This is a genomic window from Mangrovibacterium sp., from assembly GCF_041596335.1.
Taxonomy (GTDB): Bacteria; Bacteroidota; Bacteroidia; order Bacteroidales; family Prolixibacteraceae; genus Mangrovibacterium.
Genome location: NZ_JBFHIT010000047.1, coordinates 1 through 24,939, shown reverse-complemented (window position 1 = coordinate 24,939; position 24,939 = coordinate 1). Strand labels below are relative to the sequence as shown.

The 24,939-nt window shown below is 44.6% G+C and carries 15 protein-coding genes; 10 read left to right on the top strand and 5 right to left on the bottom strand.

Going from position 1 to position 24,939, the window contains the following annotated elements; translation table 11 throughout:
- Positions 1-9: 9 nt before the first annotated feature.
- Together ABZD21_RS14960 and ABZD21_RS14955 are read right to left on the bottom strand one after the other, a co-directional pair.
- Positions 10-1,008, bottom strand: a complete 999-nt coding sequence (locus tag ABZD21_RS14960) for a TRM11 family methyltransferase (RefSeq protein WP_372775874.1) — start codon at positions 1,006-1,008, stop codon at positions 10-12.
- Positions 1,009-1,671: 663 nt separating this feature from the next.
- Positions 1,672-3,075 (bottom strand): alpha/beta hydrolase family protein, encoded by a 1,404-nt coding sequence (locus tag ABZD21_RS14955; RefSeq protein ID WP_372775873.1) that lies wholly within the window; start codon positions 3,073-3,075, stop codon positions 1,672-1,674.
- 233 nt (positions 3,076-3,308) lie between these two features.
- Here ABZD21_RS14955 and ABZD21_RS14950 point away from each other — a divergent pair, with 233 nt between their 5' ends.
- Positions 3,309-6,080 (top strand): phosphoenolpyruvate carboxylase, encoded by a 2,772-nt coding sequence (locus ABZD21_RS14950; protein WP_372775872.1) that lies wholly within the window; start codon positions 3,309-3,311, stop codon positions 6,078-6,080.
- Between the two features lie 78 nt (positions 6,081-6,158).
- Here the strand turns inward: ABZD21_RS14950 and mazG are convergent, their stop codons facing one another.
- Both mazG and ABZD21_RS14940 read right to left on the bottom strand, forming a co-directional pair.
- On the bottom strand, positions 6,159-6,935 hold the full coding sequence (gene mazG / locus ABZD21_RS14945; RefSeq protein WP_372775871.1) for a nucleoside triphosphate pyrophosphohydrolase: 777 nt from the start codon (positions 6,933-6,935) through the stop codon (positions 6,159-6,161).
- A gap of 29 nt (positions 6,936-6,964) precedes the next feature.
- Entirely contained in the window at positions 6,965-7,528 is a 564-nt protein-coding gene (locus ABZD21_RS14940) for a pentapeptide repeat-containing protein (protein ID WP_372775870.1), read from the bottom strand.
- 384 nt (positions 7,529-7,912) lie between these two features.
- Here ABZD21_RS14940 and ABZD21_RS14935 point away from each other — a divergent pair, with 384 nt between their 5' ends.
- Positions 7,913-9,064, top strand: a complete 1,152-nt coding sequence (locus ABZD21_RS14935) for a hypothetical protein (RefSeq protein ID WP_372775869.1) — start codon at positions 7,913-7,915, stop codon at positions 9,062-9,064.
- Between the two features lie 99 nt (positions 9,065-9,163).
- On the opposite strand, the gene ABZD21_RS14930 is transcribed toward ABZD21_RS14935, so the two are convergent.
- Positions 9,164-9,778 (bottom strand): hypothetical protein, encoded by a 615-nt coding sequence (locus tag ABZD21_RS14930; RefSeq protein ID WP_372775868.1) that lies wholly within the window; start codon positions 9,776-9,778, stop codon positions 9,164-9,166.
- Between the two features lie 231 nt (positions 9,779-10,009).
- Between ABZD21_RS14930 and ABZD21_RS14925 the strand changes: the two genes are divergently transcribed.
- The 8 genes from ABZD21_RS14925 to ABZD21_RS14890 all read left to right on the top strand — a co-directional run bounded on the left by ABZD21_RS14925 (position 10,010) and on the right by ABZD21_RS14890 (position 24,816).
- On the top strand, positions 10,010-12,877 hold the full coding sequence (locus tag ABZD21_RS14925) for a bifunctional fucokinase/fucose-1-phosphate guanylyltransferase (RefSeq protein WP_372775866.1): 2,868 nt from the start codon (positions 10,010-10,012) through the stop codon (positions 12,875-12,877).
- A 103-nt stretch (positions 12,878-12,980) separates the two neighbouring features.
- Positions 12,981-13,367, top strand: a complete 387-nt coding sequence (locus tag ABZD21_RS14920) for a hypothetical protein (protein WP_372775865.1) — start codon at positions 12,981-12,983, stop codon at positions 13,365-13,367.
- Between the two features lie 138 nt (positions 13,368-13,505).
- The gene (locus ABZD21_RS14915) at positions 13,506-15,032 is read left to right on the top strand and encodes an efflux RND transporter periplasmic adaptor subunit (protein ID WP_372775864.1); all 1,527 of its coding nucleotides are present in this window, start codon (positions 13,506-13,508) and stop codon (positions 15,030-15,032) included.
- A 15-nt stretch (positions 15,033-15,047) separates the two neighbouring features.
- On the top strand, positions 15,048-18,164 hold the full coding sequence (locus tag ABZD21_RS14910) for an efflux RND transporter permease subunit (RefSeq protein ID WP_372775863.1): 3,117 nt from the start codon (positions 15,048-15,050) through the stop codon (positions 18,162-18,164).
- Positions 18,145-19,323 (top strand): TolC family protein, encoded by a 1,179-nt coding sequence (locus tag ABZD21_RS14905; protein ID WP_372775862.1) that lies wholly within the window; start codon positions 18,145-18,147, stop codon positions 19,321-19,323. The genes ABZD21_RS14910 and ABZD21_RS14905 overlap by 20 nt, the downstream gene beginning before the upstream one ends.
- 337 nt (positions 19,324-19,660) lie before the next feature.
- Positions 19,661-20,254 (top strand): RNA polymerase sigma factor, encoded by a 594-nt coding sequence (locus ABZD21_RS14900; protein ID WP_372775861.1) that lies wholly within the window; start codon positions 19,661-19,663, stop codon positions 20,252-20,254.
- A gap of 150 nt (positions 20,255-20,404) precedes the next feature.
- Complete coding sequence (locus ABZD21_RS14895; RefSeq protein WP_372775860.1) at positions 20,405-21,595, top strand: FecR family protein; 1,191 nt, start codon at positions 20,405-20,407, stop codon at positions 21,593-21,595.
- A gap of 83 nt (positions 21,596-21,678) precedes the next feature.
- A complete protein-coding gene (locus tag ABZD21_RS14890; protein ID WP_372775859.1) occupies positions 21,679-24,816 on the top strand; it encodes a TonB-dependent receptor in 3,138 nt (1,045 codons plus the stop codon).
- Positions 24,817-24,939: the final 123 nt, after the last annotated feature.

Sequence of the window (24,939 nt, the reverse complement as noted above, 5' to 3'; positions counted from 1 at the left end):
TTCCTTCCTTTAAATTTCAGATAAGCAGCCCGGGCGGTTAATGCTTTCAGTTTGTGGTCTGTTGGAATCCTTTTCACAAACCCATATTCTCCGTGCGAAGTTTGCCTTCCCGCTTTTGCTAACGCTGCAATGATCTGATAGGGTCAATCCCGCGTTGCTGATGAAGGTTGCGATATCTGAAGTTGATACAATAACAAGTCGGTCTGTGATTTCTGCTGTCGACTCAATAATGTGTTTGATCGTATCATTGTCAGCACAGCTAAACAAATTGTATGGCAAGTCGATAATGGCGGCATCATACCTGGTTCGAATGTCTTTAATGTCGGAGCGATACACATTGGTGGTGTAGTTGAAGTGAGCGAGATTTTGCCGGGCTTGCCTGCATACCTTCCAGTTAATGTCGCAGCCTTCCATGTTATTTCCTGCAAAACAAGCTTCCAGCAATATTGTGCCAACACCGCAACAGGTATCCAACAGCCTTTTCTCTTTATTTGCCTTTGCTGCAATATTAACAAGAGCTTTGGCAATATTTATATTGATTGAATTACTGTACGAGAAGGGTTTTTGCTTGTGTTTATACCAGTCGAATTTATTTTTAACCAAAATGCCAAAAAACCACAGTCCCTCGTAACAGCATACTGCGTAGGTTATTGTGGGCTTATAATAATCGGGAGTGCCATTAATGCTGTAACCTATATCTTTTAACTTATCGAGCCGCCCGGCATATTCGGTTGTATCGCCATGTAGCACCAAATATTCAACTTTGAAACCGTCAACGCATAGGTTCTCTTTTTTTATTTTAGCTATTAGTTTGGCGTAATCGTCAGATGAGAAGATGATATCAAGTCTTTTTTTGATGAAAGCGCTGCTTGAAGGTTCAGCCTTTACATCGGAGAAAAGCACTTTATTCTTTTCCTCTTCATTGAAAATGTATTTCGATTCGAGTTTGCATAACTCACTTTCAGTTTTAGCATAACTAAAGGAGTATAGGTAGTTGGTTATCTGCATTTTTTTATCCTCGGTATTCTTCGGTTGGTCTGGTTATAACAATGAATGCCAACCTTGTTTAAAACCAACTGCATGTAGATTCGTTTTGTCGATTTTAACTCTTGTCAATCGGTTTCTGGAAATTTTCCGGTTTTCTTCGTTTTAAAACGAAGATTTTTTGTTTGGTGTTTTACCTAAAGCCTTGTAAATTATTGTAGCGAACGAATATACAACAATTCCGCACTTTACCGAGGATTTCAGTTGAAAGGGGAGGTGTTTCCTTTCCATCTACTGTGTTTTCGTTCGATGGATTGAGTTGATCATTGTCTCATTTCGGCGGTTTATTGGTTGACCGACCGGCTTGATCGTTTCAGTAAGTTGAGGGGGAAGGAGCAAGGGACGAGAGGTCGAATAAAAGAGAGGCTCTCTCCACCGGATGTTTCCGGCGAAGAGAGCCTTTGAATTATGGCGAGATGTTCTGTTAAGAGTTCTTTGCTTCGAGGAACGGGTAATCGGCATAATAAATACGACAAAAATGTCTTTTATTTGCTCTGTTTAGTGAAAATTTAACATTCGGAGGGTAGTTGACTAGTCAGGGTTGAAATTTCCGAAAGAGCATTATTGGTTCGCAAAATTCCAAAATTAGAAAGCGAGTTTCCGCGGAGCCAGTGCTGTTATCGATGGCTATTTCGTTTTCGCTTCAATCCAATCACCGATTATTTTCAAAGCCGAAGGTGAAAAGGTTTGTTCAATTTGTCCGTATTCGGCAGGAAGCCCTGTTTGGCACTCCTGAAACAAGTGATTTAATCCGGCTAGTTCCAGTATTTCAATCGATGCATTACCGCCAGATTTTGCCGCTTTTTCAATTGCTGCCAGATTTGCTTTGGCCGGAACTTGCAGATCTTTCGCTCCATTGAGTGCCAGGATCGGGCAGCTCACGTTTTCCAATACGCGAGCCGGATCAAATTTGATAAAGTTTAACATCCATGGCGCGCAAATTGACGCAATTTGCTGCTCAATTAGTTGATCTTCAGTAACCCCCTGTGGAAGGTGCTGGCCGGGATTTTCTGCTATTAATTGTTTGAACAGACCTCTTAAATTCACTTTCAGGCTGTCAGTATTTTCATGCTGTTTAATCAATTTAAAGGTGCGTTCGCTGGAGTCTAAGGAAATTTGGAGAGCAGTCGAGTCCATGCCCGACGCACGGCCAATAGCCTCTCGCTGCATCAGCAACAGGAGGTCGCTCGCGATGCCCGGGCCTGCCAGCGACACCATAAAAGCGATATCGGGGTTGTTGTTCGCAACAAGCGAAGCTACCATCGCGCCTTCACTATGACCAACCAAACCGATCCTTTCCGCATCAATTTCAGGATGTGTACTCAGAAACCGAACTGCTGCCTGAACATCAGTCGCGAAGTCGTAGCTGGTTGCATTGGCAAAATCTCCTTCCGATTGGCCAATTCCCCGATCGTCGAAACGTAAAACAGCAAACTCCCTTCGGGTCAAATAGTCGGCGATGACAAAAAATGGTTTGTGTCCGAAGACTTCCTCGTCGCGATTTTGAGGGCCGCTTCCCGTAATCAGAACCACCGCCGGAGAAGGGCCAACTCCCGATGGTTTGCTGAGTGTTCCAGCTAAACTAATTCCCGCCGATTGATTAACGAATTTGAGATCATCCGTTTGATAAGGAAAAGGAGCATGAGGCTCCTGCGGGCGTATTGGTTTAGTACTGGTAGCCGAGTTGTCGCGCCTTAGGTTCAGCGGGAATGTCAATCCCATTTGCTTGAATGTGCCTGCAATGCTGTCGGTGGTGATTTGTTTTCCTTCGAATTCAATACCTGCCATGGCAACTGCCAGTCGAAGGTTTGAGTCGTTGAAACTGATGGAACTTACCACGATGCCTCTGGCATTTTGATCCGGACTGTCCATTGTTGCCGTGTAGCTGCTGTCTTTTTTGTCAATGTGAAATACAACACGAAGCTGCATCCCCTGAACGCTAAGTTTTCCGTGCCATTGGCCGGTTATGTCTTGAGCCTGACTTGAGAGCGACAATAAAAGTGCGAGTGTAAGCAGTACGATTGATTTCATGTATTTAGAGTTGGTTTTTTCTGGTATTTGTTAATTTACAACTTTTGGCAACAATAGTATTGCAAGCTCGCAAACTATTTAGTTTATTGGCAGTGCTACATTTCATCCGGAACCATTCTGCGAAATTGTAAAATGAAATTCACCGGGTGAAATCGTGCGTTTAGTTAACTATTTTTGAACTGATTAATATAATTGGCTGTTTTCTTAGCACATAAGACATAAGACACATAAGTATGAGTACTGTATTCAATCAAGTCCGGCGGTTTTTAGGAAAACCCTATGACGATTTGCATTTCCTTTTGTCCTGCTTTAAAGAAGTTTTGGAAGAGAGTAAAAAGGAGAACCTGGTTCCGTTTATTCCTTGGTTAAGTGAGACCCGAAAACCTGATCCGGCCGATCTGATCAGCAACGATTATATCCACCTGATGTCGATGTGTTTTCAGCTGTTGAACCTGGCGGAAGTGAACGGGGCGGTGCAAAGTCGCCGTTTGAAGGAAGAGGTTGATATGGCTAAGGTGAATGGTTTGTGGGCCAATCAGTTTAAAATGCTGAAAGACAAAGGTGTCGGCGAAAAAGAAATTTTGGAAGTACTGCCAAAGGTGCTGATTGAACCGGTTTTGACTGCGCACCCGACCGAGGCTAAGCGTTCGGTCGTTTTGCAGGAATACCGAAAAATATACCTTTTAATGGTGAAGCGTGAGAATAAAATGTACACGCACATCGAGCAAGAGGAAGTCAGGGAAGAGATTAAACAAATTCTGCATCGTCTGTGGCATGTGGGGGAGATTTATATTGAAAAACCCCGTATTGAATCTGAGTTGGACAATGTGCTTCATTACCTGACCAATGTGTTTCCCGGGGTGTTAACGATTCTGGACAAACGACTGCGTCAGGCCTGGAAAGAATCTGGGTTCGATCCAACGGTGTTGAACAATGTCGACTTGTATCCGGTACTCTCGTTCGGGAACTGGGTGGGCGGCGACCGCGATGGACATCCACTGGTGACAGCCGAAATTACCCGGATGACACTGCGTAAATTGCGTATTCACGCCTTCTATATTGTAAAAAACGAGTTGGTCGATCTGGCCCAAAAGCTTAGTATTTATCGGAATCAGGATGAAGTTTCAGATTCGTTCAATCGTCGTATTGCAGAACTGGTCGCTGAACTGGGTGAGCCTGCTGAACGCGAATTGAAAGAACATGAAGAAGAAATTTTCAAAGTCTTTGTGCACTTGCTGTTGCAAAAAATTCCGGTTGAACAAAACCGGGAATTTAATCTCGAATTGGAAGATCGTCCAACAAGTTATCGCAGTTCTATTGACCTGATTGCCGATCTGAACCTCCTGTACAGCGAGCTGGAGGCTTGCGGCATTGGTGAGGTCGCTCATGTCGATGTGGGCCGGTTGAAGCGTATATTGCGGGTGTTTGGTTTCCATTTGGCCAAGCTGGATATTCGACAAAACAGCCAGTATCACGAGAAAGCGCTGAACCAGCTTGTTCGCGCGTCTCTTGGTGAGGAGCAAGCGCAGCAGATTGATGCTTCGCTGCAAGCGAAACGCGCTTTCCTTGATGCGGAATTGAAGATCAATCGGCCATTTCTTGTTAGTCATAAAAATCTGGAGATCGAAGGTCAGAATGTGATGGGAGCCATGGAGGTTGTTAGCGAGCATGTGCAACGTTACAGTCCCAATGCTTTTGGAAAACTCATTGTGAGCATGACCCGCAATACCGAAGATTTGCTCACCGTTTATCTCTTTCTGCGTGAAGTTGGGTTGATGGTGAAAAAGGAAAATAGCCTGGCAGCCATCCTTCCGGTCGTTCCATTGTTTGAAACCATTGAGGACCTGAAAGAAAGTCCGACGATTTTGGATGACTATTTGAGTCATCCGGTTGTGAAAAACAGCTTGAAAGTACAATCGTGGGAAAATGTGGGAGGCGAACTGATTCAGGATGTCATGATTGGTTACAGCGACAGTAACAAGGACGGCGGAATTTTGGCTAGCAGCTCGTTCCTGCACGAAGCCCAGAAAGAATTAACCAAAGTAGGCAAAAAACACGGAGTTGCTATTCGCTTTTTCCACGGCACCGGTGGTAGCATCAGTCGTGGCGCAGGACCAACACATTGGTTCGTAAAAACTCTGCCGAGTGGTTCCATCAACGGTAAATTTCGAATTACCGAACAGGGTGAAACCATTGAGCGCAAGTATGCTAACCTGGTGAACGCGGCTTATAACCTTGAGCTAATGCTCTCGAGTGTGACAGCACAAACGGTTCTGCATAATCACGTTCAAACAGATCGTGAAGATGTGGAAACTCTTTTTCGCCATTTGGGCGACCGGGGGCGTTTCTACTATCGTCAGCTGATTTCTGACCCCGATTTTATTCGCTTTTTCGAGCAGGCAACACCAATTGATGTCATTGAATCGAGTAAAATAGGATCGCGACCGGCAAGGCGAACCGGCAAGCGCAGCATGGACGATTTGCGTGCTATTCCATGGGTGTTCTCATGGTCGCAGTCGCGCTTCAATATAACCAGTTGGTATGGCGTGGGCTCCACATTGCTGGAGCTGAAAACGGAAAAGCCGGCCGACTATCAGCGCCTGAAAGAGCTGGTTACGTTCGATCCTTTTGTTCGCTATGTGATGACCAACCTCGATTCGAGCCTGGCTTCGTCTGATGAGAGAATCATGGCAAAATATGCCGCCATGGTGGAGGAAACGACCATTCGTGAGCGGATTATGGGCATCATTAATAAAGAATTGAATGTAACCCGGGATATGGTGGCCGATTTGCTGGAAATTCCGATTGAACAACGCCGCAAAAATCACTACTATTCAACACGTTTACGTGCCGAAGCGCTGGATTTTTTACATGATGCGCAAATAGAATTATTGCAAAAATGGAGGGAGAGTAAGAAGAATAAAACTCCCGATGAGGATGATTACCTATTTGCTTTATTGCAATGTGTGAACGCCATTGCTAATGCGCTCGGCGCAACCGGTTGATCCGGATTTTGGAACCGTAATAAACAATGAACAACCGAATTAATCCAGTTTTTGGCTTTAATTCGGTTGTTCGTTTTGTTACTCCATTTTTTTAGCTTCTTCCCAGTATTTGTCCATTTCGGCCAGAGGCATCGACTTTAGGTCAAGTCCTCGTTTTAGTGTTTTACTTTCCAGGTAGTTGAATCGTTTGATAAACTTCAGGTTTGTACGTTCCAACGCGGCTTCCGGATCAATTTTATACAACCGGGCGGCGTTCACCAGGGCAAAAAACAGATCGCCAAATTCACCCTCCATTTTGTCCTGATCTGTTGCCGATATCTCGTGTTGTAGCTCGCTGACTTCCTCCTTCACTTTCTCCCAAACCTGTTCGGGCTGCTCCCAGTCGAAACCTACGCCACTGGCCTTTTCCTGAATCCGGTTGGCTTTCACCAAGGCCGGAAGCGATGCGGGAACTCCTTCCAATACCGTATTCTTCTTCCGCCCTTTCTCTTTCAACTTTAAAGCTTCCCAGTTTTGTTCCACTTCGCGGGCACTATCCACATCCACTTTACCATAAATATGCGGATGCCGGTAAATCAGTTTTTCATTCAGTGAATTGATGACATCTTTAATGTCGAACGCTTGTTTCTCTTCACCAATTTTGGCGTAGAAAACAATGTGAAGCAACAGGTCGCCCAATTCCTTTTTAATCTCATTCATATCGGCCTGCAGAATTGCGTCGCCAAGTTCATAGGTTTCTTCAATGGTGAGTTTTCGCAACGACTCGAACGTCTGCTCCCGATCCCAAGGACATTTTTGCCGTAACTCGTCCATGATTTCCAATAGTTGGCCAAAAGCCTGTAGTTTCTCGTTCATATGTTTTTATTCCAGATAAAATGAATTTCTTACTCAATCGTCAATCCGTAATTTTGCAACAATCCAGCCAGTGAAAACCGTGAAAAGCGTGCTCCTTTCATTCGATTCCGGTTTGGATCTATCGTGAAATTTTGGGCTGAACGGAAGTCGGTTTTTTCGAAGATACAACTTTCAAACTGCGCTCCCGCCAAATCGCATCCGGCAAAGGTGGCTGCCGTGAGGTTTGTTCCGGAGAAGTCGGCTTCGCGAATGGAGCAGTTCCTGAATGGTGTTTGCCTGAGGTTCTTTTTGGTGAAAAGAGCAAAGTCGAGCTGGCAGTTTACAAATTCAACCCGAAACAAAAAATCGGTACACGAACTAAAATCCAGACCTACCAATTTGCAGTTTTCGAAGCGAACTTCCTTTAAGCCGGTTTCGTTGGTTTGTGCCATTGCAAAATTACAATCACTGAAATGGCAGTCAACAAAGTTACTTTGGTCAAGTCGACACGATTCGAACGAACACGATTTAAACCGGCATCCGTCAAACTCAACTCCTTTAACTTGTTCGGTCACAAATTTCACATTCGAAAATGTTTCGTCGTAATGGGCCATGCTTGTTTGTTTGACGCGGGAAGTTATTGAAAATTTAGGGGAGTTTGGAGGACAGGTGCCGGCAATTTTCGCAAGCTTAACAATTGAGAGGTGCAATGTGGAAGCGAAATTGCTGATCGATACCAAATTGGAATAGCTATAAATAAGTTTGAATTAAGGTGTTTATCCTGCTGGATAGGTAAAAAGAATTATTTTTAAACTCGGAATGAATGAAAGTCAGTTTTGGCGAGTTTGTTTGGAATGGAGATCGGTTGCTAACGAGCTGATTTTGATCATGAAACTCCTCTGCTTTTAGCGCACTAAATAACTTTGGCACTATTTTCGGTGTTGGCGGTTCAGTCATTCAATCCTTTTTTTACGAACGATCAAATAAACTCTATACCTATGAAACGTCTTTACTGGTTACTAGTGGTTGCTCTGTTTTTAGGAGCATGCTCTTCGGGACAAAAAGCGCTCGATCGCGGAAATTTTAGAGAGGCAATTGCCAAGGCAGTGAATCGGCTCAGTAACTCACCCGACAATAGAAAAGCGCAACAAGTTGTTGCAGAGGGATATCCAATGGCAATGCAGTATTATCAGGAAGAGATTGACCAGATCCTCTCCGGTAACGATGTTTTTAAGTGGAATAGAACGTTGGCCGTGATGAACGAAGTCAATGGAATCTCGGAAAGCATTCGTCGGATTCCGGCAGCCCGTAGAATCATTTCGTCGCCAAAAATTTACAGCTCGGAGTTAGAAGATGTTACTCGCCGTGCAGCGGATGAGCATTATACCGTTGGGCAGAACTTATTGGCGCGCCAAAATCGGGACGATGCCAAGCAAGCCTGTCGCAATTTTCGGGAATGTGATCGCTTGGTGCCCGGCTATCAGAATGTATTGCAACTGATGGATGAGGCAAAAGATATCGCCACATTGAAGGTTGTGGTTGAGCCTCTGCCTGCACCTTCCATGAATTACGAATTGACGGCCGATTTCTTTTACAACCAACTGATGGAGAGAATGAATCAGTTGTATCCGACGCAGAGTTTTGTCAACTTTTATAGTCCGCAGGAGGCTCAGGCGGCCAAGTTAGACTATCCGGATATGGTTGTGAAGCTGGCTTTTATGGATTTCTACATTGAACGCCCGAAGCATTACGAAGAGGAGCGAATTCTGGACCGCGAAATTATGGAGGAAGTACAGGTAAAGGTGTCACGGGATTCGGTTCGGACAGAACGACGACCGATTCGTGTCAAGGGAAAAATAAAGGTGCTAACCGATGAAGTTGCCTCCGGGGGGTTGATTCGAGTGCGGATTTCTGATTTTCAGGCGAATAAAACTGTTTTAGATAACACGGTTCCCGGCGAGTTTCTATGGCGAAATCAGTATGGTATTTTTATTGGCGACAATCGCGTGTTGAACAAAGACGAAGTCCGGATTCTTAACAATGCCGCTGTTCCGCCACCGGGGCCGCAGGATATGTTTTTGGAGTTTACCAAACCAATTTATTCGCGGTTAACCGAACAAATGAATAGCTTTTTTAGACGATATAATTAGTTGACCATTCGAACTTCAAAATAAGGCCGGCCTTGTCTCAATCAAGGTCGGCCTTATTTTAATCTGAAAATCGAATGCCTGAACACGATCTGTTACCTTCTAATACCTTGAAGAGTGGTAAAAACAAACCGAAAAGTTTACCGATGGTCGCTCTAAATAGTACCACTGCATATCAAAATCGCTATTTAGGGTATTGGGTTTGTTCGTGTATAGCCAGTGATTGGTTTTGAAATAGCTGTAGCCCAGTTTGAACAGGAAAAAATTATGACGCCTTTGTAATTGATGGCGGTATCCGATTCCGAGTTCATAAAGCGGCCCTTTGTGTTGTTGATCGGCCTCCGTTCGGAACGAGTACCCACCTTCAGCATAAACAAAAGGAGATTCCGCCGCTTTGCCGGTAAAGTATTTCATATTGACAGTGAGTGGCAATGTAGTCATTGCAGGAGCGGAGTATTGGTTGATTCCCAGTCCTGTGCCTACAGAAAGGTGATAGTTCAAAAAGATATTTGCAGTGGCTTTTACTCCCAGGCTGAATGGATTCGGTGAGAGCTCGTTGTAATAGTCAGTCTTCATTTCCAATCCATAACCTATAGTTCCCTCTAAGGTATAGTAGAAGCCTCGGTTTCGAATAATTCTGCTTTGGCCAAACGATAGTTGAGCCAAGAACAGAACAAGACAGGTCGCAATCAGTTTACAGGTAAAATTTGATTTCATGCGTCTCTTTTTCTTTTCGTGCGAAAGGTTTAACTCTCTGAATAAGCAGTAATTTAGGGCCTTTTTATTGAGCTTGAACGATGAAAGCCGCTTTTTAGTGTCTCGCTTAACTTAAATATAACTGGTTTTACGAATCCCGGGTATAAATTCCCTCAGTGGAGCCGAAACATAGATCGTTCAGGCTGAATACGCAAAATTTATCTATTTTTGGTAATCCATCAATAGAACAACATGAAAAAGCTACTTTCTTTACCCGAGAACCTTGTCAATCAGTTTCACGAGCTGGAACAAGTAACTAAACAAGAATATTTTTGTGCCAGTGATCCGGCCGGGTCAAAAGTAGGATCCGGTGGCGGTACAGCCTGGCTGTTTTTTCAAAATTGGTTGCAGGAGAATCCGGAGCTGAAGTTTTCGGAATGGCTGGGGAAAGATCGTCGAATTATTATTCATGCTGGTGGTCAGAGCCGGCGTTTACCCTCCTATGCCACTTGTGGCAAAATATTAACTCCGGTTCCGGTATTCCGGTACGAGCGAGGACAGCGGCTCGATCAGAACCTGCTGAATTTGCAATTGCCGCTGTACGAAAAAATTATGGCTAACGCTCCCGAGGGTGTGAATACGTTAATTGCCAGTGGTGACACATTTATCCGGACAAAGGGCGAGATTGAAAAGCTCCCGCAGGCTGATGTGATTTGCTACGGAATGTGGGTTGAACCGGAATTGGCATCGAACCACGGTGTTTATGTTTGCGAACGGGAATATCCGCACGAACTGCTGTATATGCTGCAGAAACCAAGCAGTGATACCATTCGGGAATTAGCTGTAAACAAGCTTTTTTTGATGGATATTGGAGTTTGGCTGCTTAGTGATCGTGCCGTAGAATTGTTGATGAAAAAGTCCGGATTCAATGCAAAGAATCCATCCGATGAATGGGTTCCTTCGTTTTACGATTTGTATGGTGAGTTTGGCGTTAATTTAGGATCGCAGGCAACGAATGCCGATCCGGAACTGAATGCGCTTTCGGTGGCCATTTTGCCAATGCCCGAAGGCGAATTCTACCATTACGGCACCAGTCGCGAATTAATTTCCTCGACTTTGGCAGTGCAAAATCGCGTTAAAGATCAACGAAGTATCTGGACTAAAAATGTGAAGCCTCACCCGGCGATGTTCGTACAGAATGCGCTAATCGATATTCCTTTGTCAGTCAACCATTCAGAGTTGTGGGTTGAGAACAGTCATGTGGGGAAAGACTGGGGTTTGGCTCAGCAGCATATCTTAACCGGAATTCCGGAGAATAATTGGGCACTGAAATTACCGGCAAAAACCTGCGTTGATGTTGTGCCGGTAGGGGAGCAGAATTTGGCCTTGCGCCCCTATGGCTTTTCCGATAAGTTTTCAGGCAAAGCTGGCGATCCTGCCACGCAATGGATGGGCGTTAGTTTGTCCGAGTGGGCTTCATTACGCGGTATTTCATTGAAAGAGGCAGGAATTCCGGCGGAAACGGACATTCAGGAAGCGCCGCTTTTTCCGCTGATACAGGATGTTGATTTGCTTGGAAGAATGCTTAACTGGATGATTCATCCGGAAGAGAACGAGGCAATGAAAAGCCTGTGGTTGGAGAGTGAGCGGTTGTCGGCAGCCGGAGTTTCGGCGAAAGCGAATCTGATTCGCCTCTACCGGCAACGAAAAGAATTCAGAATAAAAAATTGGCCAATATTGGCGAAAAACTACCAGCGCAGTGTTTTCTATCAAGTTAATCTGGACGAAGCTGCAAGAGATTTCGCCGAGAACAATATTCCCCTTCCAATAGCTTTGGGTGATGACGAATCAGCGATGATCCGCCTGCACGATCACATGTTCCGAAGCCGGGTAGCACAATATTCAGGAGCCGATTCGATGGTTGAAGAGCAAAAGGCATTTAGTCTGCTGCGCGAAAGTTTAATTCATTCGCTGAAAGGCGATCAGGTTCTTCCGCAACTCAATGTATATCCCGATCAGATTGTTTGGGGACGTAGCCCCGTGCGGATTGATCTGGCTGGCGGATGGAGCGACACGCCGCCCTTCTGCCTGATGTCGGGGGGCTCGGTGTTGAACATGGCCGTCGAACTCAATGGTCAACCGCCTTTGCAAGTGTATATTAAGCCCTGTGACGAGTTCAAGATAATTCTTCGCTCAATTGATTTAGGAGCCCGCGAAGATCTAACTACCTTTGAAGAACTGGCCGACTGTCAAAAGGTTGGCTCTCCGTTTTCAATCCCTAAAGCAGCCTTGAGTTTGGCCGGATTTGGTCCCGTATTTTCAAAATTAAGCAAAGGAACTCTTGTTGATCAGCTAAAATCTTTTGGAAGCGGAATTGAAATTTCGTTGTTGGCGGCAATTCCCAAAGGCTCTGGTTTGGGCACTAGTTCTATTTTGGCGGCAACCGTTCTGGGTGCATTGTCCGATTTTTGCGGCTTAAACTGGGATAAGAATGAAATCTGCAACCGCACCTTGGTGTTGGAGCAATTGCTTACTACCGGCGGAGGTTGGCAAGATCAGTATGGAGGAGTTTTTCCGGGAATAAAGCTTTTGGAAACTCCATCGGGTCTTTATCAGTCGCCATCGGTACGCTGGACTCCGGATTACCTTTTTACCCGCCCCGAATATAATAGCTGCATGTTGTTGTATTACACCGGTATTACACGCATGGCCAAAAGTATTTTGTCGGAAATCGTCCGGGGGATGTTTCTGAATTCAACCCGACATTTGGCAATTTTAAATGAAATTAAGACTCATGCACGAACGACTTTTGAAGCCTTACAAACCGGAAGTTATGAGTATTTCGCCGAGCAGGTGGCGGTAACCTGGCAGCAGAAGCAAAACCTGGATTCGGGCACCAATCCACCGGCTATTCAGGCAATCATCAGCCAAATTCAGGACTTGTGCCTGGCATACAAGTTACCCGGAGCCGGAGGTGGTGGTTACATGTTTATGCTGGCTAAAAGTCCGGAAGCAGCCGGCCGGATAAAACAAATTTTGAATGAAAACCCACCTAATGCACGGTCTCGCTTTGTCGATCTAAGCTTGTCGCAAGCAGGGTTTCAGGTTAGTCGGTCGTAAGTTTTATGAGGGCGAAAACCTACCATTGTTCAAGGCAGGTTTTCGCTCAACTTGAAAACAGTTTAAGTTTCGTGGAAAAAATTATCTTTGTTGAATGTCAAAAATGCGGTCAATTATATCGATCCTACTTATTACAACCTATTTGGTTGTGCTGGGACATGGTCTGATTCCGCACCATCATCACGAAAGATCTGTTTCGGATACCTGCAGCCAGGAGCAGACTCACGAAATAAGTTCCGTTCAAACCGAAATTTGTTCTTCCGCTGATTGTCATCATCATGACGAAGCGGCTATACCTTGCCATTTTGAGATTGATCCTGTGCCGGGAAAAATACTATTGCTGCAAACGGCTTTTTTGCTCCAGCAACTCGTTCAGGAATTTCGTGTTCCGGAGAAAGAGAACGTGGTTTGGTTGGAACATCGGATTGCAATCCCGCGATCACCTCTCCATCAGGCTCATGCTCGTCGGGGGCCTCCTTCAATCGCTTAGTTTTTTTCGTCTGTCTATAGCCAACGACGTGGTCTTGGCTGATTAAAAGTAATGGCTTGTAAGTCAACTTACATGAATTCGTTTGTGTTAGTTTTACGCACTAAGCCAATTTCAAAATACGTTCAAAAAATGAAAAATATGAAGCGAATAATTGTCATGCTATTGGTGGCCTGTTTTGCTATTTCGGCTTGTAGCAATCGTACATCTCACGATCACGATCATGATCACGATGGCGATCACGAAAGCTCACATCCGGAAGAAGGACATGCCCATCACGAAGAAATTTCTCACACGTTAATTCAATATACCGATCACTGGGAGCTATTTGCAGAGGCCGATCCTTTTGTTCAGGGTGAACCGGCGGAGATGTTGATTCATTTAACACAACTGGCCGATTTTAAGCCGTTGAATGACTCAGACATAGAAATAAGTTTAACTGTAGGGGATAAATCGTTCAATACGAACGGGAAGCGGGTTCAGGCCGGAATTTATAAATGTACGGTTGAGCCAACCAAAGCCGGCGAAGGACTATTTTCGGTGTCCATCGGGGCGGATAAAATTCATATTCCAGTTCGGGTATTTGCCGATAGTCACGAACCTTTTCATGCTTTTACAGAACCTGAAATTCCGGCAACAGCCATTCAGTTTACAAAGGAGCAATCGTGGAAAATTGATTTCGCGACCGCTATGCCTCAGTCGAAACCTTTTGGGCAGCTTATTAAAGCAACAGCGCGGGTGGAGGCACTTCCCGCCAAAACGAAAACGCTCACAGCTAATGCCAACGGTCTGGTTCAGTTTGCATCGAACGGCCTGGTGGCCGGATGCAGCGTTTCGGCCGGACAACAGCTGTTTCGTATTGCTGGCTCGGGCATGGGCGACGACAATGCTGCATTGGTCTATCAATCGGCGTTAGGCGATTACGAATTAGCCAAAGCAGAATACGAACGCATGGCACAGTTAGCTGAAAAGCAGATTGTGTCGCAAAGGGAGTTTCTGCAAGCTCAGAATAGATTCTCGAACGCTAAGGCGAAATATGAAAACCTTCAACAAAACTTTAATGCAAGCGGTCAGTTGGTAAAAGCAGAACAAGCCGGATCGCTCGAAAAATTGTGGGTAAAAAATGGCCAATATGTGCATGTTGGAGATGCGCTGGCGAGCATGGCCAGCTATAGTAAAGTGCAGCTTGTTGCCGGAGTGCAACAAAAGTATGCTGGCGCTTTATCGCAAATAGGTGCGGTAACTTACCATAGCGAAACAGATGGCTGGCGGAATTTAACAGAGTTGAATGGTCGTTTGTTGTCAGTAGGAACACGGGCTGCCGAGACAAACTTTATGGTGCCGGTTTATCTGGAATGCGATAATGCTGGCGATTTTTTGCCGGGTAGTTTTGTGGAGCTGAATTTTAGCACTGTTTCAAGCCAAAATCAAACAGTGGTGCCGGTTGCCGCAATAATGGAACAGCAAAGTAATTTCTTTGTTTTCGTTCAGTTAAATCCCGAGCTGTTTGAAAAGCGCCAGGTGTTTCCGGGTTCCTCAAACGGCCTCGAAACAGTTATCGAACGAGGTCTGTCGGCCAACGAACGGATTGTTACCAAAGGAGCTGTTATGCTGAAACTCGCTTCGGCCTCCGGAACACTGGATCCGCATGCCGGGCATGTACACTAATGGAGGGGAAATAAGATGTTAGATAATATCATAAAATTTTCGCTTCAAAATAAACTGTTTGTTTTGTTAGCCGCAGCCATCCTGTTGTTTGGCGGAATTTATACCGCCCGCGACATGGATGTGGATGTTTTTCCGGACCTGACAGCACCGACCGTTGTGGTGATGACCGACGCCCACGGTATGGCTGCCGAAGAAGTAGAACGATTGGTAACCTTCCCGATTGAGACAGCAGTGAACGGAGCGACTGATGTTCGTCGTGTTCGTTCCAGTTCGTCGCAGGGTTTTTCGTTTGTTTGGATAGAATTTGATTGGGGAACCAATATTTTCAGAGCCCGGCAAATTGTAAGTGAAAAGTTGGTTGGCTTGGCCGGACAAATGCCTGCAGGAATTGGCCAACCAATTATGGCACCCCAGTCGAGCGTGATGGGAGAGGTGATGTTTGTTGGTCTGCAATCAGACTCCACCTCGATGATGGATTTGCGAACGATTGCCGAATGGAATGTGAAACCGGTGCTGTTGGCTACCGGCGGTGTATCGCAGGTAACAATTATTGGTGGCGACTACAAACAGTATCAGGTGTTTGCAAAGCCTCGAATGATGGATCTTTATGACGTTAGCCTGGATGAACTGGAAAGCGCTTGTGCTGGTATGAGCGAAAATGCAACCGGTGGACTAATTCGCGAGTACGGCAACGAGTATGTGGTTCGTGGCATGGCCCGAACGGCTGATTTGGACGAGCTGGGCCGCAGTTTTATCAAACTGAAAAATGGCCAGCCGGTTTATGTTGAAGATGTTGCTGAATTGCGAATTGGCGCAGCTGTGAAAATGGGGCATGCGTCGCAAAATGCTAAAGCTGCGGTAATCATTTCTATTTCGAAACAGCCCAATACCAATACCCTCAATTTAACACAGAATATAAGCACGAATCTCGAATCGCTCAGCAAAACTCTTCCCCCTGATGTGTTGCTGGATACCCATATTTTCCGTCAGGCGGATTTTATCGAAACTGCCGTGAATAATGTGAAAGATGCCTTACTCGAAGGGGGACTTTTTGTGGTTGTCATTCTGTTTTTGTTTTTAGGAAGCTTTCGGACAACGATCATTTCGTTGTTGGCAATTCCGCTGTCGCTACTGGGAGCTGTTTTGGTTCTTAAAGCGCTCAGCCTGACGATTAATACCATGAGCCTGGGGGGAATGGCAATCGCGATTGGCTCGCTGGTCGATGATGCAATTATCGATGTTGAAAATGTGTTCAAGCGTTTGCGGCAGAATCATCAGTTGCCGGTTGACGAGCGCATGGCGGTCTGGAACGTTGTTTTCGATGCCTCGAAGGAGATTCGCTCTTCAATTTTCAATGCGACATTGATTATCATGGTCGCGTTTATTCCGTTGTTTTTTCTATCCGGAATGGAAGGACGGATGTTGCGTCCACTCGGAATCGCCTATATCGTTTCACTTTTCGTGTCGCTCGTGGTAGCTATGACACTGACTCCGTTGTTGTGCCGCTTACTGCTTGCCAACGAAAAATACCTGAACAGAAAAGCCAACGATAATTGGCTGACCCGCAATATGAATCACTATTATGAATCCTCGTTAGTGGCTGTTTTTCGATGGAAAAAATGGATTTTGGGCGGCGCTCTGGGGCTTCTGGTGGTTTCTGTTTTACTCTTAGCGGGAATGGGGCGTAGCTTCCTGCCCGAATTCAATGAAGGCGCTTTAACCATCGCGGCAGTGAGTCAGCCGGGTATATCGCTCGACGAAAGCAACCGACTAGGAAAACTGATTGAAGAGGAATTGCTTTCGATTTCGGAGGTGAAAAGTACAGCCCGCCGCACTGGTCGTGGTGAACTGGACGAACATTCGCAGTCTACCAATAGTGCCGAAATCGATGTGAAGTTTGAACTGGACGATCGATCGAGAGACGCTTTTATGGCCGCTGTCAGGGAGAAACTACATGGCATTCCGGGAATTGCCACAACTGTTGGGCAGCCATTGGGACATCGCATCGATCATATGCTGTCGGGTACGCGCGCAAACATAGCGATTAAACTATTTGGTTCCGATTTAACGGAGCTGTTTCGAATCGGAACGTTGGTCCAAAATCGTATTTCCGATCTCGATGGACTGGTTGATGTGAATGTGGAGCAGCAGGTTGAAGTGCCTCAAATTCAAATTAAAGCACGCCGGGCAATGTTGGCGCAATATGGTATCAGTATCAGCGAATTCACGCATTTTGTTGATCTGGCAATTGGTGGCGAAACCGTTGCCGAAATATACGAAGGGCAGCGAAGTTTCGATTTGTTGTTGCGTTTTCAACCCGAATATACCAATACCATTGCGGGTTTGAAAGCGGCTTTGATCGACACCCGATTGGGAGGGAAAGTGCCTTTGGAGCAGGTGGCCGACATTGTTTCGGTGTCGGGTCCCAATACCATCAGCCGCGAAAATGTACAACGTAAAATCGTCGTTTCGGCCAACGTGAGTGGTCGCGATTTACGATCGGCGGTGAACGAAATCCGCGAAACAGTAGATGCACAGGTTTCGCTTCCCGAAGGTTATCGTGTTGAGTATGGCGGGCAGTTTGAAAGTGAAGCCCGGGCATCGCAAACACTTGTTCTGGCATTTTTGCTCGCTATTGTCATCATTTTTTTGCTGCTCTACCAGGAATTTAAAAACATGAAGTTGGCCGGTATTATTCTGCTCAACCTGCCAATGGCTTTAATTGGCGGTGTTTTTGCCATTTACTTTACTTCGGGTATGCTCAGTATTCCGGCAATTATTGGTTTTATTACCCTGTTTGGTATTGCTACCCGAAATGGAATCATGCTGGTTTCCCGGTTTCAGCAAATGGAAACTCAGGGCATGAAACTGGACGATATTCTTATTCGTGGTTCTGTCGACCGGCTCAGTCCGATTTTAATGACGGCACTAACGGCTGCTTTGGCCTTAATTCCGTTGGCTTTGCGTGGCGATGCGCCCGGAAACGAAATTCAAAGTCCGATGGCGAAAGTTATTCTGGGTGGACTGCTTTCTTCAACCTTGCTGAATATTTATTTGGTGCCGGTAATCTACCAATTAGTGCACCGCTTTGGACTTTTAAAACAAAATGACGATGCGAAAGATAATTTATAGTTTGCTGGCTATGGTTTGTTTTGGGCCGGTAATAGCTCAGCAAAACCTGCATGAACTGCTACAGGAAATAGAAGCGAATAATACCGGCTACAAGGCGCAGCAGTCGCTTGTAGAAGCGCAGCAGCTTGAAAATCGGGTGGGGAATGTGCCTGCTAATCCGCAGCTTGAAGGTGGCTACTTGTGGGGGAGTCCTTCAGCGGTTGGAAACCGAAAGGATTTTTCGGTGACCCAGGAAATCGACTTTCCCACCGTGTACCATCATCAGCGTAAATTGGCTGATTTGCGTGACCGACAGGCTGAAATGACCGCCGATCAGTATCGTTTGGAACTCCGGATAGAGGCTGCTCAGCTTTGGGTTGAATTGGTGTGTTTAAATCGGAAAATTGACATCGGTAAAGAGCGGACAACTCTCGCCAAAAAGTTGGCGGATGCCTACGAGCAGCGTTTAGCAGTGGGCGATGCCAACCGGATCGACCGCAATAAAGCGGCCTTAAATGCTTTGCAGTCGGAAAAGCACTTGCACCGTTTGGAACAAGAGCGCGAATTGTTGTTACTCAATCTTTTTGCACTGAATGGCAATCAGCCTGTTGCGGTTGAAACACGCGAGTTTGCTCCGGTAGAATTGGCTCCGGATTTTGAACACCGTCTCGCCGAGCTGCTTCAGCAAAGTCCCAGAAGTAAGTGGTATGCCTTGCAGTCCGAGGCTTCTGATCGAGAAGTGAAGTTGTACCAAAGTAAAAAGTTGCCACGAATCAGTGGTGGCTACATGCTGGAAAATACCGTTGGTGAAAAGTTTCAGGGGGTAACGCTTGGACTTTCTATTCCGCTTTGGGAGAATAAGAATACGGTAAAAGCAGCCCGTTTAAGGCAACAGGCAGGGGCTCTGGAGCAGGAGGATTTTCAGCTTCACTATAAAGCAGAAATGACCAGGCTGGCTCGCTCGGTTCAGCTGAATGCCGCTCGTGTTGAGGAGCTTCGGCGCGAACTTGCCAAAATTGAACAACAGGAATTGCTGAAAGAAGCACTCGACGCCGGACACCTTTCGTTGATCGATTATTTGCTTGAAATGCAGTTTAATTACGAAGTGGAAGATCAACTTTTGGAGTCGGAACGAGATCTGCAACTGGCTTGGACGCAGTTGAAAGTACTCGAAAACTAAAAGAAAATGAACCCATTCATTGGTCAGCTGCACCAAAATTAATAGAAACCAGATTGTGCGGTTTGGCTTCATTTGTTTGATCTAATTGCGAGGGTGTCCGGTTTTAAACCGGACACCCTCGCTGTTGTATTGGTCGGGCTATGGGCTGGTAGTCAGATTATTGGCAGATCGCAAACTAGCGCTACGCCAATAATTTCATTAAGCAACTTTTGTTCGATGGTTGTTCAACCTCGACTACCGACTCTGGCAGTCTCCAAAATTGAAGTACGCCACGAGAGTGCCTTGTAAGGTTGAATTGATTTACTACATTTGGACTTTTAATAACAAGTGATATCGAGTGGAGAGCAACCCCAACGTAAAATACTGGCAGGAAATATGGGCTAATTTTAAAGCGGGCGATCGCCGGGCGTTTGAATCCATTTATAACGAATTTGTTGACGTTTTATACTCCTATGGTTCGAAGATTACTTCTGATAAAGTGCTTTTAGAGGACTCCATTCAAGACTTATTCATTGATGTTTACCGTTACGGTTCCAGTATACGACAGCCAGAGTATTTGGAATTTTACCTGTTCAAGAGTCTTAAAAGAATCATTATTCGAAAACTAAAGGAAAAAAGCAAAACGCTGGAGTTTACCAACGAATCGTTTGAACAGTTCAATTTGACTTTTTCGATCGAAGAAATTTCAGACAAGGAGATTCTTGAAAAGAATATCTTGCTGTTACAAAACGAAATAAAGAGTCTGGATGCCCAAAAAAGAGAACTTCTTTTCCTTAAATTTAACAGCGGACTTACTTACACCGAAATCGGCGAGATGCTTAATCTGAAACCCGATACGGTAAAAAAGCAGGTTCAGCGTTTATTAAAACATATTCAGAATCGGCTTGGAGGAACAATGATCGAGTTTGTTTTGACTTTCAGAGTGCTCTAGTCAGTTGTTTGTAGATCAGTGTGTTGCTTGTCTTTTGTTCCCTGTTCTTGTCAGAATATTCTATCGTTTTCTTTGCAAAAATTAACATTTCATCATAGAAAAGTTAAAAAATGTTGTCCCCTTTTCAGGTTTAGCTCCTCTTATAAGTGTATGGAGTTATATTCACATTTAATAGAAAACCCACTGTTCTTTAAATGGATCTATCACCCAACGATCGAGATAGAATCATATTGGAACCAATACCTGAAATCCAACCCGGAAGAAGCAGATCTCATTCTTGAGTTTAAATCCCGGTTTCAGGAGCACCTTTCGTATAACGATAAATCCTTGGCAGAAATCGAAAAAAGAGATTTGGCCCGGAGAATTATCGGTCAACTGGAAGGCATTGAAGCACGTAAAAAACGGTTTTTGGTTGTCCGCACATTGATGCGGTACGCGGCCGTTGCTTTTATATCAATCATTCTGGGTGGAAGTCTTGTTTACCTTTACTTTTCGGATCGCGACGCGGCTTTCCCGGTGGAAAGTTTAACCTTGTCGCATCATATCTCGGAACCGGTTCTAATTCTTGGAAACGAAAAAGAAATCCGCTTGAAAAGAGAGCAGTCTGAGCTGGAGTACTCAACTGATGGTACTGTTCGGATTGATGAAAACGAGATTGTTGACGAGTCGGGTAGTCAGGAAGTTCCATCAATGAACACCTTGGTCATTCCCTACGGTAGCCGTTCAACAGTAACTCTGGCCGATGGCACTAAAGTGTGGTTGAATGCCGGTAGCCGCTTAGTTTATCCTTCCCGGTTCAATGATAAAACGCGCGAGGTGTATTTAGTCGGTGAAGCGTTGTTTGACGTAGAGCCGGATAAGAAACATCCGTTTATCGTGAAAACAACCAATCTCTCGGTGCGGGTTTTGGGTACACGCTTCAATTTGTCAGCTTATCCCGAAGATCAATTCATTCAAACGGTATTGGCAGAGGGTAGTGTTGAACTAACTAAAGCTAAGGCGGGATTATTCGACCGAAGTGTTTTACTCGAACCCGGACAAATGGGGGTTTGGAGCAAAGAGAATAACGAAACAAACATTTACCAGGTTGATGTAGAAAGCTATACCCTATGGGCCGAAGGACTATTCCGCTTTTCCGATGCCGATTTAAGTCGGGTAATCAAAAAACTTGAACGTTTTTATAATATCAGGTTTAAGTATGAAAATCCGATGGACGGCTCAATGGTTATCTCCGGAAAGTTGGATGTTTCTAAAGATAAGCAGGAAGTATTTGAATACCTGGAGAAACTTACCGGGTTGCAGTTTGAGAAACTAAACGATTGGAATTACGTTGTGAAATAAAGAAGCCGGAAAATGTTGCAGCATTTTCCGGTTCAAAATACCATTCAAACAACAGTATTTATTAACATTAAGCGAACAAATCTATGAAAAAAAATTCATTGAATGATTCCCTTGATCCGGGGATCGTGCAAAAAATGAGTAAAGTTATGCGAGTTCTTTTTATACTGATTTTCGGAATTTCGATGGCTGCACAAGCAAAAAGCTATGCGCAGAACACGCGAATGGATGTAAATCTGCATAATTCGAGTGTGCGTGAGGTTATTAATTATGTAGAGAACAATAGTAAGTTTATTTTTCTTTACAAGAATGAGGATGTGAATGTTGAAAAGCGAGTCAATTTAAACTTGACTGATGCCAGTATTCAAGATATCCTGGAAGTTATTTTTGACGACGAAAACATTCACTATGATGTTTATGATCGTCAGATTGTTATACGCAGAGTTGAGGCGCTGAATCAACAAGCGCAACAAGCCGATAAGAAGATTACCGGGCTTGTGAGTGATGAAACCGGAGAGCCGCTTCCCGGAGTAACCGTTTTGGTTTCCGGAACAACGGTTGGTACGGTTACCGACCTCGGAGGGAAATTTAGCCTGACAGTTCCCGGAACGGCAGAATCAATCCAGGTGTCGTTTATTGGTATGAAAACACAGGAGCTTGCTCTTGCCGGTAAAACACAATTTCTGATTGTGCTTGAGCAGGATGTAGCAGGAATTGACGAGGTTGTAGTTGTGGGTTATGGTACGCAGAAAAAATTGACCCTTACCGCTGCCGTTTCTCAGGTCGACTCAGAGATTTTCGCCGACAGACCTACGGCTAATGCTCTTCAATCCTTGCAAGGTAATGTTCCGGGTTTGGTTATTTCGAACTCGTCTTCAGGTGGAGAACCAGGTGCTGCTTCAGACATTAATATTCGTGGTTTTGTTACTAGTGGCGGTACCGGAAGTATTGGCGATGCGGAACCTCTTGTACTTATTGATGGGGTAGAGATGAGTTTGAATGATATTGATCCGGAAGACATTGAATCAGTGTCAGTGCTAAAAGATGCTGCTGCCGCCTCTATCTACGGTTCTCAGGCTGCTGCCGGAGCCGTAATTGTTACAACTAAGAGCAATAAAAACGCGAACGGTAATGTTAAAGTTAGCCTGAGTAGCAGTTTCTCTCTTACGCAACCTTCTATATGGCCCGAAAGTGCTAGTCCTATCGATTTTGCTTACACCATAAACGATGCAAGGACGAATAATAACCAGTCAGCCTATTATACGAATGACGATTTAGCGAATATCATATCGAATATGGAAAGCCCGGGTAGTGCGCCCTCTATTGTTTCTAATTCGTCAGGAAATGGCTGGGATTACGGAACAATTGGTATCGAGGCGACCGGAGCGACAAATTGGGACGATGTTATTATGAAAGAGTGGGCTCAGAGAATTAAAAATAACCTGAGCGTTTCCGGTGGAACAGAAAAATTCAACTACTATCTTTCTGTTGGAGCGTACGATGAATCGGGACTGTTGGCTGTTGGCGACGAATCCTACCAAAGGTATAATATGGATGCCAAAATTTCCAGCAAAGTAAACGACTGGCTGACTATTGAGTTACTAACTAAATTCAGGAAAAGCTATACTGATTTCCCAACAGAATCAAGCACCAATAGTACATTTTGGAACAAATCGAGGGTGTTGGACTTAATTACTAAAATTAAACCAACCATGCCACGGGTTGATCCGATATACGGGTTAGAGTTACTGCAACATACTTACTATCCTTTTTGGGATTTTCAGCGTGTGAAAACAAAGAATGACCAAACGGTTATTTTACCTCGTATCATTATCGAGCCAATCAAAGATCTTAAATTCAATGTAAATTTGAATTACAAAAGAGACAACAACTTTCAGGAAATATCCATCCTGGCCAGTCAGGCTGTAGTGCCAAATGGTCTTGTCGATAAAGTCTCTCAGGCTGCGACGACTTACGATCCAACAGTTTCGATTAACGAGTATTTCTCTCCAAATATTTTTGGAACTTACGAAAAGTCGATCGGCGATCATAATATTCATGCCACCGTCGGTTTTCAGAGTGAAGTGAACAATTACTATGCAATGGGGGCATCAACCGATTACCTGATTAGTAACAATATCATTTCGCTGAACGCGTCGTTGGACGATGACCAAACGGTAAATGAAGCGATATCTCATTGGTCTACCGTAGGTCTTTTCAGCAGATTTCGGTATAACTATAAAGAAAAGTATCTGTTAGAATTTAGTTATCGGAGAGATGGTTCTTCCAGATTTGAACCTGATAACCGCTGGGCAGGTTTTCCAAGTTTATCGGCCGGTTATAACATGGCGAAAGAGGATTTTTGGCCTGTTGAAGCGATTTCTACCTTCAAACCTAGAGCTTCTTATGGTACTTTAGGAAATCAAAATGTTTCTAATTACCTGTACCTTTCTACCATTTCTTTAAATACAGGTGGAACCTCTTATTTATTTGATGGACAGCGATTAACATTTTCGCAAACACCGGATATCTCCAGTGAGAACTTAACATGGGAAAAAGTAAAAACGACAGACATTGGTTTCGACTTAACTGCTTTCAGCAATAAATTGGACGTTGCATTTTCGTGGTACAGAACCGACATTGAGGGAATGGCAGCACAGGGAGCAGATTTACCAGCACAATTAGGAACGGATGCTCCGCTAACAAATATCGGAACTTCCAGAGTTCAAGGTTGGGAAATTGAAGCATCGTGGCGGAAAAAAGTAAACAAAGATTTCAGCTATAGTGTCCGCGCTGTTTTATCCGATTATAAAAGAAGTATTGTAGAATATCCGAATGACTCAAAAGCCTTAACAAGCTATTTCTCAGGACAAGACCTGGGGGATATCTGGGGGTTCGAAACTGAAGGATTATTTCAGTCTGATGAAGAAGCGACAGAAGTCACCTCGTCGATCGATTATTCATTCATTACAGGTTGGTCTCGTTCAGCAGGAGATATTCGCTATAAAGACCTTAACGACGATGGTTCGATCGATAGGGGAGACTACGTACTTGGAAACACCGGAGATTATAAAGTAATCGGTAATTCTACGCCACGTTACCAGTATTCGCTGAACCTGGGTGCAACCTATAAAAATTGGGACTTCAGTATTCTGATACAAGGGGTCGGTAAAAGAGATCTTTCTTTCGCGAACCAACAGCGATTTACCTACTTTATGCAATAGAGAATAGAAAAATCTACAGAAAGCTTTAATTTAGAGGTATTCTATAACCTATTACATTTCACCCATATGGTTAATCTTCCTATCGAGTATTCCGATAAAAAAGTAACTCCATTTGGAGGCATG